Source organism: Candidatus Defluviilinea gracilis, assembly GCA_016716235.1.
GTDB classification, from domain to species: Bacteria; Chloroflexota; Anaerolineae; order Anaerolineales; family Villigracilaceae; genus Defluviilinea; species Defluviilinea gracilis.
This window is the reverse complement of the sequence record JADJWS010000002.1, coordinates 287,972-300,775: the sequence shown is the minus strand read 5'-3', so window position 1 is coordinate 300,775 and position 12,804 is coordinate 287,972. Positions and strand designations below refer to the sequence as shown.

The window sequence follows — 12,804 nt, the reverse complement described above, 5'->3', positions numbered from 1 at the left end:
GTGCCGCGATCGTGAGCCATCCACGAATAGGAGCTCGCAATAAAAATAACACAGGCGCGCTTTTCGGCGCGCCTGTGTCGCAAACGATTTGGATTGACTACCGAACGTTGATCACTTGCCCAACGTAGATCAGGTTGGCGTTCGAGATGTTCGGGTTGAGCCAGAGCAGAGTCTCTACCGTGGAGCCGAACTTACCGGCGATGATCTTCAACGTGTCGCCTTTTTGCACGATGTAACTGGACGCGCCCAACGGGATGTTGATCGCCTGCCCGACGTAGATCAGGTTCGGGTTGGTGAGTTGCGGATTCACTTTCAGGATCTCCTCCACCGTTGTGCTCCAGCGCGAGGCAATGTTCCGCAGGGTGTCGCCTTTTTGCACATAGTACACCTGTCCGCTGGAGGGAGGCGGCGTGGCGGGCGGCGGAGTGGGCGTCACAGTCACGTACACTTTGATCCACTGACCTTCGTAGATCACGTTCGCGTTCTTGATCTCGGGGTTATCGCGAAGCAACGCCTCAACCGTTGTAACGAAGCGGGTCGCCAAACCTTTCAACGAATCGCCGCGCGCGACAACATAGATGAAGTAGCCGCCATCTGTGCCGAGGATCGCGCCGGGCAGTTGCAACACCTGACCGGGGTAGATCAAATTCCCAGAGCCGATGTGCGGATTGGCGCGTTGCAAGGCTGAGATGGACGTGCCGCAACGATCGGCGATCTTTCGCAAGGTGTCACCGCTGACAACAGTTACGCTGGAGCCGCAACCTTGCGCGAACGCCGGGCTTGTGGAGGCAAAGGTGGCAAGCGCCAATGCCGCAAGCAAAAAATATTGGATAAACTTTTTGGTTTTCATTTTTTCTCCTCTGAATTCTGACATTTAGTAGATGCCGGTTCCCCGCAAAATGTTCCGCACCCGGGCATGCCTCCCACAAATCTCCTAGCCAAACCCCTGCGGCAGGCTTGCATACACCCCGCGCATGGACGCGGGCAATGCCTGCGCCAGCGTGAACATCAAACGATCGGTTAACGCCAGCGGGCTTTCATTCTCCCTCACAACTAGCGGCGGCAGGATGTTTACCTCGACGAGGGCGCGACGCGGGAACCGCCCAAAAAACTGATCTGTGCCAGTAATCGCCATCGGGAGGATGGGACAACCCGCTTCGATCGCCATTCGGGCTGTTCCAGTTTTGGCGACGCTTAACCCCTTCCCTTTCGAGCGCGTCCCTTCGGGGAACATCCCCAGCCACTGACCCTGTTTGAGAACCTTCGAGGCGTGGCGCATTGCCCACATATCTTTATCTCCGCGAGAGACCGGGAACGCGCTCAAGTTACGCAACGCCGCATCCATGATGGGATTCTTGAACAACTCGGCTTTGCCCATGAAAAAGATCGGGCGCGGCAGTGAAAATTGCATCGGGAAGACATCGAAATTCGTGACGTGATTCGCCACCACGATGCCCGCGCCTTCCCTGGGCAGGTTGTCGGCGCCGGTCACGTCCATTTTCATGATGGCGAAAAAGACCGCCCGCAGAAGGACGAGCAAGGCGCGGCGCTGGGGAGTCTCTTCAAGATAGTATTTCTTTCGGGCGCGTGAATCAGAATCAATGGTGGGAGGAATCGCGGTATCCATAAATGTCCAACATCTAAAGTGAATTATACTTGCGGCGCACATCGAATCGCGCGCGTTCGTGATGCAGTTGAACCGCATCACGAACGAATGTGATACCGACGCAGCGGAACCGCGTCGGAGCCATCAAAACGATATAACACTTGGAGAACAAAATGGACACTATCATCGAAAGCATTTCTGCATTGGAAATTTTGGATTCACGCGGCAATCCGACCGTGGAAGTGGAAGTGACGCTGGCAGACGGTTCGTGGGGACGCGCGGCGGTCCCGTCGGGCGCGTCGACGGGCGAGCATGAGGCGCTGGAGATGCGCGACGGCGACAAGAAACGTTATGGCGGCAAAGGCGTGACGAAAGCCGTGGCAAACGTCAACGGCGTGATCGCGGACGCGTTGTTCGGCTGGGACGCCTCGGAACAAAAAGCGATCGATACAGAGTTGTTGACTCTCGACGGGACTGCGAACAAATCCAAGTTGGGAGCGAACGCCATTTTGGGAGTCAGCCTGGCGGTGGCGAAAGCGGCGGCGAATTCGTACGGTCTGCCGTTGTATCGTTATCTCGGCGGCGTGTACGCGCACATCCTGCCTGTGCCGATGTTGAACATCCTGAACGGCGGCGCGCATACGGCGTGGCAATCCACCGACATGCAGGAGTTCATGGTGATGCCGTTCGGCGCACCGACCTTTTCAGAGGGACTGCGCTGGGGCGCGGAGATTTATCACGCGTTGAAAGCGGTGTTGAAAGAAAAAGGATTTGCGACTCTCGTCGGCGATGAGGGCGGGTACGCGCCATCCTTCAAAGCAAATGATGACGCGGTCGAAGCGGTTCTCGCGGCGATCGAAAAGGCTGGCTTCAAAGCAGGGCGCGGAAAAGATGTTGCCATTGCGTTAGACCCCGCCGCATCGGAACTGTACGAAGAAGATACGAAAACATACAACCTTCGCAAAGAAGGGAAGAAACTCACGGGCGAGGAGATGGTCGAGTTTTGGGCGAAGTGGGTAAAGGACTATCCCATCGTTTCCATCGAAGACGGACTCGCGCAGGACGATTGGGACTCGTGGAAGTTGATGGTGAAGACGATGGGCGATAAAGTTCAGATCGTCGGCGATGACCTGCTGGTGACGAATCCCGAACGTGTGCGCAAAGCCATCAAAGAGAACGCCGCCAACGCGTTGCTCGTGAAAGTGAACCAGATCGGCTCGTTAACTGAAACGATTGAGGCTGTTGAAACCTGTCACCGCGCTGGCTGGCGAGCAGTGACCAGTCACCGCTCGGGTGAGACCGAAGACACGACCATCGCCGATCTCGCGGTGGCGTTGAACACGGGTCAGATCAAAACAGGCGCGCCCGCGCGGTCTGACCGCGTGGCGAAATACAATCAATTGCTCCGAATCGAAGCGGAGTTGGGCGATACGGCGAAGTACGCGGGGTGGGATGCGTTGGCGATCAGATAAGAAAGTTTTGGGCTTATAATCACACCATGGAAACAAAAAATTTCTGGCAAGGCGAGACCTGCGAATACTGCAACGGTAAGATCGTCGAGAAGCGCGTGACCCTTCATCGCAAGGTGAAGGGCGAGTATGTTTTGATCGAGAACATCCCCGCCGGTGTGTGCACCAAATGCGGAACTCGTTACTACGCTGCCAACGTGCTAAAAACCATCGAAGAGAGCGTTCGCGGACGGCGCGATATTGACCGCAAGATTCTGGTGCCAGTCTACGAATTTTCGTAAACGGAAAGGACCTGATGGAAGGATACATCCGTCAGGTCTTTTGATAGCCCCGCGCATCGAAGCGGAGTTGGGCGACACGGCAAAGTACGCGGGGTGGGAGGCGTTGAGGGTGTAGGCGGTTATTGTGAAAAATCTGTCCAGAGCCTGTCGAAGTATTCGTGGATGGTAGTTGTAAAAACCGTCCACGAATAAAAACCACGAACCTTCGGCGAATGGACGGCTCTCATATTCGTTTACGTGTGCCCGTCAGGGTATTCGTGAAAAATTCGTGGACGGTTTGTCCGTTATAAATCTTGTAACAGGTCACGACTATTATAGAAGAACGGTGTTACGAGGAGCATGATACCAGACATGACCAAGGATCGAGGAAAAATCGCGGGAAGAGTTGATCGCGCTCATACAGGAGTTAATGGCAGAAATTGAACGTTTGAAGGGAGAGCGAACGAATTCACGAAATTCGTCACAACGCCTTCGCGGGATTTCAAGCCGTATGGGTCAAAGAAGCGTAAGAGGCGTAAGAATGTCGGGGCAAAAGCAGGGCACGAAAAAACGGAACGTCCCTGGGTGGACAATCCGAGCAAAATTATCGAAGTTTGGGCTGAGCATCACCTGGGACACGAACGGGTGGTTCAGGTTTGCAAAGAAATGTTCGGATTTACTTTGAGTAAGGAAGGATTTGCAAGGCAGGTAGCCATTCTGGAAAATCGCCTGAAACAACTCTTGCAACGAACCTTCCGCCGACTGGGTAGCAATCTGCTCAAACGCTATCGCAAGTATCGAGATTCCTTATTCGTCTTCCTGCACCGCTCCGATGTGCCGGCCCACAACAATGCCTGCGAACGCGCCTTGCGTCCGTCCGTTTTTCATCGCAAAGTCATGGGTAGTTTCCGCTCCGATTGGGGCGCGCAAGGCTATGCGGCTCTGGCAACCGTCTTGAATACTGCCAAACGACATGGCGAAAGCACCTTTCAGAAATTAGTGGCTTTGTTGGGGCAGCCTGTTTTGCCGTTCCTCGAATCTACTGCGTGACCTGTTACGAATTAACGATACGTTGCTTTCGGATTGGACGAACAAGAAAAAAGCCTCGCGGATTTTTACACTGCGAGGCTTTCATCCTTCATCCTTCTGAATTCATCCTTTGAATTACGTTCCCTCTTCCCACGAATTCAAATAGTGAGTCTGTTCCGCCGTGAGCGTATCGATCTTCACGCCCATGGCTTCGAGTTTGAGGCGGGCGATCTCGTGATCGATCTCAGCAGGGACGGAATAGACTTTCTTCTCCAACGTATCCGCGTTCTTCGCCATGAATTCGGCGGACAAAGCCTGGTTGGCGAAAGACATGTCCATGACGGAAGCAGGATGCCCTTCGGCGGAAGCGAGGTTGATGAGTCGTCCTTCGCCGAGGATGTTGATCTTACGTCCGTCTTTCGTCGTGTATTGATCCACGAACGGGCGGACAAGATTCGGTTTGCCAACGCTCATCTTCTCAAGCGCGGGGATGTTGATCTCCACGTTGAAGTGACCTGAATTGGCGACGATCGCGCCGTCTTTCATCGCGGCGAAGTGATGTTCACACTTGCCGGTCATACGTCAGGCGTTGTTGATATCGCCTATAGCCCCAACGGGAAAAAGATTGCCACAGCAAGCAGCGACTCGACCGCAAAAATCTGGGATGCAACTACCGGCAAGGAATTGCTCACACTTACGGGCCATAGCGCAGAACTCAGACCGGTTACGTTTAGCCCGGATGGAAAATTCCTTGCAACAGGCAGTGGCGATAACACAGCCAAGGTATGGGATGTTGAGACGGGCGATGCAATTTTGACTCTACCGGGCAGTGAAGGAGGAGTATACGGGGTTGCTTTCAGTAGTACCGATAACGGCGCTCATCTCGTGGTCGCAAGTAATGATGGGGTTGTGCGAGTATTCACTCTTGATATCGAGGAACTTCTGGCATTGGCTCAAACTCGAATCACACGTCGCCTCAACGCGGCTGAATGTCAAAAATACCTGCATGTGGAGCAATGTCCTTAGATAGATAACCAAACGACCTCGCGGACCCTTCGGCATCCGCGAGGTCGTTTGGTTTACAAGTGATTGTCACCTTGAAGGTGACAGTCACTTACGATCTACAAAAGACCTCGGGGTTTTTGAAAACTCCGAGGTCTTTGATTCGTCTCAAATCGATTACGGACCTATCCAGCGAAGGACAAGACGGTCAATTCCTGCCACCTGATCACTCACATCATTTTTTATTACGAGCGTGTTTCTTCCCTGCTCAAGTCGTACGATGAGCTGAAGATCTGCCCATTTCATCACTGTATCATCAAAAGTTTTAAAGGTTGTTATTAGAATCGGACTAGGATTGCCATTCACATACAAATTTTGATAACCCGGATCACGGTATTCGGCATTATTCGTATATTTTTCATAACGGATGATTAGTTCATACTGACCAGCTGCCATTTCGGTAATAGTGAACTTTACAGAAGCTCCCCATGCCCCCAACCAGTATGCTTGATTGGATGCTGATACTGCTGTTTGATCACGGACAGGGAAACCTCCGCTACTCATTTCTCCATGTTCCGCCTCGAAGCTCTCGGACGTAAGGAGTTTTGGTGTTGACGTGGGCGGAGGCGGTAGCGTTAAAGTTGGCGAAAGAGGAGCACTGGTAGGCGGAGACTGCGTACTGGTAGCCGGGGCAATGGTTGGTTCAACTTGAACAGTCAATTGTCTGGTCGGTTCAGGATCATTATTTCCCTGTTCGTCAACAGTTGGTTGAACCTCGACTGTCGGCGTCGTTTGCTCTGTTAGATATTGGAAGAAAGGAAGCGCAACCGTCCCCATACAAGAGATGAACGCAACCGCAACGGCGGTTATCAACCCGATCTTTGCGATGCTAATTTCAGTCTTTCCAGTTTGCGTGCTTTCAGATTCCTTTTTGCTCATGATATTTTCTCCCATTGAGGGATGATGGTTGGATTCCATCATCCCTCAACAATATTTCGAATTGCGGCACTACTCTTCCACCAGCACCCACGTCGTGCCGTCGAATGCGCCCCGCCTGCCCTCACATTCATCGTTCTTGCTTTCTTCGGTGAGCTCGAAGTGCAGATTCGTCCCATCGAAGGTGTAGCGGAAACTCATGGGCGATTTGCCGCAGTTGAAATTGTTCGTTTCCTCGATGTACAGGTCGCCTTTGACGCTGTAGGTTCCCCAGACTTCATGCGCGCCGTAGTAGAAGTTGTTCCATGTACCATCTTCGTGGAAATCGAACCCCTCGAGCGGGGCTTCGGGATTTGCGAACCTGCCGGTAGGAAAGTTCGCCGAAGGCTTACTGGCACAGGCTTGCAACACCAGCATGGCGAGCATCAGTACTGCGACCAAGAGCGAAAACTTTTTGTTGTTCATTTTGATTCTCCTTGAATTGAACGATTTGAAATTTGCGCGCGATTTCATGTCCGCACTGTAACATTTTGAAATTTCAATTTCAAGGGTTTTTTGGCTTCCTATCGCTTTTTATATAACTTTCACACGGATTTCACGACCGATATAAAAAACGATATAAACTTGTTTGCTTCTTGTACTTGACCCATCGCTCGGCTATACTTTTTGTTATGTGACCTTGCCTAGAACGTCCCGCAGGTTTCGTTGCAGAACACATTGGGTTTCACTGAACCTGCGGGACGGTTAATAGCATCAGGTATTAACTGAGGAGCAGTCATGGAACAGGAACAATCCTTCGGTTTGTACGTTCGGCAACGGCGCCGCGAGATGGACCTCACGCAGGAGGAGTTGGCGCGGCGCGTTGGTTGCGCGGCGATCACACTGCGAAAGATCGAGGCAGATGATCTGCGCGCGTCCGTTCAAATTGCCGAGAGACTCGCGATGGCGCTGGCAATTCCACTGGAGGAAAGAGCCGGTTTCGTCCGCTGGGCGCGCTCTGTCAAACCTGCCGCGTCTGACCTGCCGCCGGTGACGCCTCCCCCAGCCATCGAAGAGATCGGGCGCGAAGACCTGACCGGACGCGCCATCCGCGGGTACGCGCTGGCGGAACGGATCGGCATGGGCGGCATGGGAACTGTGTATCGCGCGGTTCAACCCAACGTGGAACGGGAAGTGGCGGTCAAGATCATTCTGCCGGCATATGCAAATCATCCTGATTTCATCCGCCGTTTTGAGACCGAAGCGCAACTTGTGGCGCGGCTCGAACATCCGCATATCGTTCCACTCTATGATTATTGGCGCGAGCCGAATGTGGCATATCTTGTGATGCGGCTTTTACGCGGCGGGAATATTCAGAGCCGTCTTGAACAAGGCGCGATCTCAATTGAAAGCGCGCTCAAAATGTTCGAGCAGATCTGTTCCGCGTTGAATTCAGCCCATCGCATCGGGATCATCCATCGCGACCTAAAGCCCGCCAATATCTTGCTCGACGATGATTCGAATACCTATCTTGCAGATTTTGGGATCGCCAAGAATCTCGGCAACCCCGATATCGAAAACCAAACCAGCCTGGATGCCATGGTCGGCTCGCCGCAATACATGTCGCCCGAGCAGATCCAATCGCTTTCGATACGACCACAAACGGATATTTATTGTCTGGGCGTGATGCTGTACGAGATGTTGACAGGTACCGTCCCATTTGCGGGTCCGACGCCCTTCGACCTGATCCAACAACACATCAATACACCCATGCCCCCGCTTTCGGCGCACAGGGCTGGGCTTCCCGCCGCGTTGGATACTGTCATTGCAAAAGCGACCGCGAAAGACCCTGAGGACCGTTACACCGACGCGCTGTCTTTCTTGCATGAATTTCACAATGCCGTCGGCAAGTCGGCGGGCTTACAACCAGCAGTGATCGCCTATGAGGAAGAAGAGATCGATGGCGAGATCGTCAATCCGTTCAAAGGCTTGCGCGCCTTCAGCGAATCAGATTCAGAAAACTTCTTCGGGCGCGAATCGTTGATCCAACAATTATTGGCACGGCTCGGCGAGGGCGGAGACTTACATCGCTTTCTGGCGGTGATCGGTCCAAGCGGGAGCGGCAAATCGTCGGTGGTGCGGGCAGGCTTGATTCCCGCATTGAGGCGCGGCGGTCTGCCCGGTTCTGAGAACTGGTTCATCGTGGACATGCTGCCGGGTAAAAATCCATTTGAGGAATTGGAAGCCTCGTTATTGCGCGTGGCGGTTAACCCTCCCGAAAGTTTGTTGACTCAATTGAAAGATGGAAATCGCGGCTTGCTTCGAGCGGTTCATCGCATTTTGCCGGCGGATGAAACAGTCGAGTTGGTTCTCGTCATTGACCAATTCGAAGAAGTGTTCACGCTGATCGATGATGAAGCCGACCGCGCGTTGTTCCTCGACGCCATCGCTACTGCTGTGCTGGATGAACGCAGCCGCCTGCGCGTGGTCATTACCTTGCGCGCAGACTTCACCGACAAACCCCTGCGCTACGTGGATTTCGGCGAGATGATGAATCGGCGTTTTGAATTTGTCCTGCCATTGACAGCGGACGAGGTCGAGCAAGCGGTTGCCGGTCCCACACAGCGCGTCGGTCTCAGACTGGAAAAGGGACTCGTTTCGACGATCATTCGTGACGCTGGAAATCAACCCGGCGCACTTCCGTTATTGCAATACGCACTCTCTGAGTTATTTGAAAAACGCGAGGGACGCATGCTCACCAACAAAGCCTACCGCGAGATCGGCGGCGTGCTTGGCGCGTTAGGTCGGAGCGCGGAGGCGATCTATGCGCGTCTCGATGATTCCGGAAGATCGGCAACACGGCAGTTATTCCTGCGACTCGTTACACTGGGCGAAGGGACAGAAGACACGCGTCGCAGGGTCTTGCGTGAGGAACTAGACGATCTCTCCGTGAATCATCAACACCTATCTACTGTGATCGAACATTACGGCAAGGCGCGATTGCTGACTTTTGACCGCGACCCGATCTCGCGCGGCGCGACGGTTGAAGTGGCGCATGAAGCGCTCTTACGCGAATGGGCAGACCTGCGCGAATGGCTTGCAGAAAGCCGAAATGATATCCGCTTACAAAGACAACTCTCGAATGCGGCAACCGAATGGCTGAACACCAACAACGATAAGAGCTTTTTGCTCACTGGAACGCGGCTGGAACAATTCGAAAACTGGGCGGCGAACACTACTATTGCGATCACACAGAACGACCGCGCATTTCTCGATGCAGGTATTCGTGAAAGAGATCGGCTCGACGCAGAAGAACGCGCGCGTCAGCAACGCGAACTTGATGCCGCGCAAAAACTGGCAGAGACTGAAAGGCAACGCGCCGAAGAACAAACTCATTCAGCAGGACAATTACGCAAACGCGCCGTCTATCTGACAGGCGCATTGGTGGTCGCGTTGATCCTTGGCGCGGCAGCGATCCTGTTCGGGCGGCAGGCACAGGCGTCCAACCGCGAAGCAACCTCCCGTGAGTTGGCGGCGGCTTCGATCCTGAATCTCAATGCGGATCCCGAGCTCAGCGTGCTGCTGGCGTTGGAAGCGTTGGATTCGTCGAGAACGATCGAAGCGGAAGATGCCCTGCATCGCGCCGTGCAAACATCGCGGATCGAAATGGTGATACAAGCCAGCGCGCCCGGTTTTCCATGGAACGTAGAGGTCGGCCCGGATGGAAAATATCTGTTGGCTGGAGCCGATGGTTTTTCAAAAGTATACGATGCCAGGACCGGTGAATTGGTGTTTGAAGCGCCCGGTTATTTCTCAGTCTTTAGCCCGGATAGCAAGAAGGTGGCGGCTGGGTATGACGACGGCATTCACTTTTGGGATGTGCCGTCCGGCAAGGAGATCGTCCTCACGAGTCGAATCTATTATGAGGGCATCACATTTGAGTACAGCCCGGACGGTAAACGCATCCTGACTTCTGACTTCGGCGGCGTTCCTGTCATTTGGGATGTAGAGACGGGACAAAAGTTGGTCGAATTCATCGGTCATACTGCCAGCGCTCGTTTTGTTTACTTCAGTCCGGATGGCACCCGCGTCATTTCGTTTGGCGATGACGGCACAACACGAGTCTGGCATGCTGGAACCGGGAAGCAACTAATGGAATTGCGCGGGCAAGGCGTGGACGGGACCGGCGCGTTCAACCCTGACTCAAAATTGATCGCCACCACAGGCGGGTCGGGCTATTCTGACATCATCATTTGGGACGCTAAGACCGGCGAGCAACGATCTACAATTGTCGCTCATACTGCCGGGATCAACCACCTCGAATTCAGCCCGGACGGCAAATGGATCGCCTCCGCCAGTACAGACCGCACCGCAAAGATCTTCGATGTTACAACGGGACGTGAAATCGTAACCTTTGCCGGTCACACCGAGCCGGTGATCGAAGTTGATTTCAGCCCGGACGGCACACGGCTCGCAACCAGCAGTACCGATGGAACCTTACGAGTGTGGAACATCATCCGCCGCGAGGTATTTTCTTCGCGCACATCCACCACCTCGGACGGACAACTGGCATACAACTCGGATGGAACACTACTCGCAACCAGCGCTGAGAATGGAATGGTCAACGTATGGGATACAAATACCGGAGAGATCATCCACGCTCTGCCCTCTCTTGAAAAACTGGTATACGATCTGTCGTTCAGCCCCAACGGAGAAAAAATTGCTGTCGCCTACGAAGATTCCACTGTTCGAATATGGAGTCCGTCAAGCGGTTCGATACTGGGTGAATTACAAAAACATACAGCGCGCGTCAATGGAGTGGCGTTCAATCACAATGGCACACGCCTGATCACTGTCGGTGAAGATTACAAGGCGGTTCTTTGGGATGTCTCCGTTTCTCCTCCCGTAGAAATTTATACCCAGTTCTTTCCGGCTGCCGTCCGCACTGCCGCTTTCAGCCCGGATGATACATTACTTGCGTTGGGCATTTACAACAACACTGTGCAGATCCTTGATTCGGTCACAGGCGAAACGATCATCACTCTGCGCGGGCATACCGCTTCGCCCTCTGCAATTGACTTCAGTCCGGATGGATCGCGAATCGCAACATCCAGCCTCGACGACACCGCAAAGGTCTGGGATGTAAAAACCGGTTCAGAACTCCTGACGTTGAGCGGGCACGCCAGCCAGGTCATGTCCATCGCCTTTAGTCCAGACGCGCAACACCTAGCCACCGCCAGCCGCGACGGCACTGCCAGGCTTTGGGATGCAACAACAGGAAAACAACTCAACACCTTTGTCAGCGGCGGCTTGGGTTTGTGGGATATCGCCTTCCACCCCAATGGAAAACTGCTTGCCATCGGCGAAGATAACGGCGTGTATGTTTATCTCTTGGAATTGGATGACCTGATCACACTCGCCAATTCTCGCCTCACGCGAGGGCTAACTGTTGAAGAATGTACAAAGTATCTGCATAAAAGCCCGTCTGCATGCGGAGCGCCGGCAAGCGCGCCAACTGCCACGCCCATCCCTCCAACCGATTCGGGCAGAGTCTGTCAGGTAACCGGAACGAACGGGCTAACCGGCGCTGGCTTTGAAGAGGCAATATTTCGAGGCATGCAAAATTCCAATACGGAGTTTGGCTGGGATCTAAAAGTTCTTGAATCGGGAGAGATGATCGATTTTCAAAAACACATCGCTGAATTCCAGCGCGGCGATTGCGACCTGATCATTGGCACGTCCGAAATAGCGGATGCCATCTATGCCGCGGCTGAACAAGACCCGGAGCAGAAATATCTTGTGATTGAATTTCCGTTCGATCCGCCGCTGGACAATCTGAGAACACAATTGTACGCAACCGATCAAGCGGCATTCCTCGCGGGGTATCTGGCGGCATCACAATCGAAAACCGGCAAGGTCGGCACTTTCGGCGGCGCGGATTTTCCTCCCGTAACCGATTTTATGGACGGCTTCGCCCTCGGCGTGGAATATTTCAACGAGAAAAACGGAACTCATGTGGAAGTCCTTGGCTGGGATCCGCATAAACACGAAGGGATTTTTGCGGGATGTTTCAATTGCGAACAAAAAGGCAGAGACATCGCGCAACAGTTATTGGACCAGGGCGCAGATATTGTCTTTCCGGTGGCAGGTTATGACCCGGGCGTGGGAGCCGCCAAGGCAATCATGCCGCATGGAGAGGCATATCTCATCGGCGTGGACTTCGACTGGGCAGATGGGCTTCCAGAATATCAAGGTATCGTCCTTACCAGCATCCTGAAAAACTACGCGCCAACCGTGGAACTAACCGTTAGATCCATCATCGAGAATGAATTTGCAGGCGGTATCCATTTCGGCGGATTGCAGACAGGCGAAGTCGGGCTGGCTCCGTTCTACCAATTCGAATCACTGATCTCCGATGAAGTTAAAGCCGAGCTGGAACAGATCAAAGCGGATATCATCGCGGGAAAGATTCAAACGAAGCCGTAAAACAAACAGCCTCGCGGATGCCAAAGGTCCGCGAGGC

At 53.6% G+C, this 12,804-nt stretch carries 10 protein-coding genes; 5 read left to right on the top strand and 5 right to left on the bottom strand.

Annotation, left to right across the window (positions count from 1 at the left end; all coding sequences use genetic code 11):
* Positions 1-97: 97 nt before the first annotated feature.
* On the bottom strand, positions 98-850 hold the full coding sequence (locus IPM31_12305) for a LysM peptidoglycan-binding domain-containing protein (protein MBK9007764.1): 753 nt from the start codon (positions 848-850) through the stop codon (positions 98-100).
* Positions 851-934: 84 nt separating this feature from the next.
* Positions 935-1,627, bottom strand: a complete 693-nt coding sequence (locus IPM31_12300; GenBank protein ID MBK9007763.1) for a 1-acyl-sn-glycerol-3-phosphate acyltransferase — start codon at positions 1,625-1,627, stop codon at positions 935-937.
* Positions 1,628-1,779: 152 nt separating this feature from the next.
* Here IPM31_12300 and eno point away from each other — a divergent pair, with 152 nt between their 5' ends.
* The 3 genes from eno to IPM31_12285 all read left to right on the top strand — a co-directional run bounded on the left by eno (position 1,780) and on the right by IPM31_12285 (position 4,385).
* A complete protein-coding gene (eno, locus tag IPM31_12295; protein ID MBK9007762.1) occupies positions 1,780-3,078 on the top strand; it encodes a phosphopyruvate hydratase in 1,299 nt (432 codons plus the stop codon).
* Positions 3,079-3,104: 26 nt separating this feature from the next.
* Positions 3,105-3,356: a YgiT-type zinc finger protein gene (locus IPM31_12290; protein MBK9007761.1), complete on the top strand. Its 252-nt coding sequence runs from the start codon at positions 3,105-3,107 to the stop codon at positions 3,354-3,356.
* Positions 3,357-4,001: 645 nt separating this feature from the next.
* Positions 4,002-4,385 carry a transposase gene (locus IPM31_12285; protein MBK9007760.1) on the top strand — a complete coding sequence of 128 codons (384 nt, stop codon included), beginning with the start codon at positions 4,002-4,004 and terminating at the stop codon, positions 4,383-4,385.
* Between the two features lie 114 nt (positions 4,386-4,499).
* Here the strand turns inward: IPM31_12285 and IPM31_12280 are convergent, their stop codons facing one another.
* Entirely contained in the window at positions 4,500-4,943 is a 444-nt protein-coding gene (locus IPM31_12280) for an adenosylhomocysteinase (protein ID MBK9007759.1), read from the bottom strand.
* Between IPM31_12280 and IPM31_12275 the strand changes: the two genes are divergently transcribed.
* Positions 4,923-5,390 (top strand): hypothetical protein, encoded by a 468-nt coding sequence (locus tag IPM31_12275; GenBank protein ID MBK9007758.1) that lies wholly within the window; start codon positions 4,923-4,925, stop codon positions 5,388-5,390. The genes IPM31_12280 and IPM31_12275 overlap by 21 nt on opposite strands.
* Before the next feature lie 153 nt (positions 5,391-5,543).
* Here IPM31_12275 and IPM31_12270 read toward each other — a convergent pair whose 3' ends face one another.
* Both IPM31_12270 and IPM31_12265 read right to left on the bottom strand, forming a co-directional pair.
* Positions 5,544-6,344: a hypothetical protein gene (locus IPM31_12270; protein ID MBK9007757.1), complete on the bottom strand. Its 801-nt coding sequence runs from the start codon at positions 6,342-6,344 to the stop codon at positions 5,544-5,546.
* Positions 6,345-6,374: 30 nt separating this feature from the next.
* A complete protein-coding gene (locus tag IPM31_12265) occupies positions 6,375-6,767 on the bottom strand; it encodes a hypothetical protein (protein MBK9007756.1) in 393 nt (130 codons plus the stop codon).
* 312 nt (positions 6,768-7,079) lie between these two features.
* Here IPM31_12265 and IPM31_12260 point away from each other — a divergent pair, with 312 nt between their 5' ends.
* Positions 7,080-12,767 carry a BMP family ABC transporter substrate-binding protein gene (locus tag IPM31_12260; GenBank protein ID MBK9007755.1) on the top strand — a complete coding sequence of 1,896 codons (5,688 nt, stop codon included), beginning with the start codon at positions 7,080-7,082 and terminating at the stop codon, positions 12,765-12,767.
* The last annotated feature ends 37 nt before the right edge of the window (positions 12,768-12,804 follow it).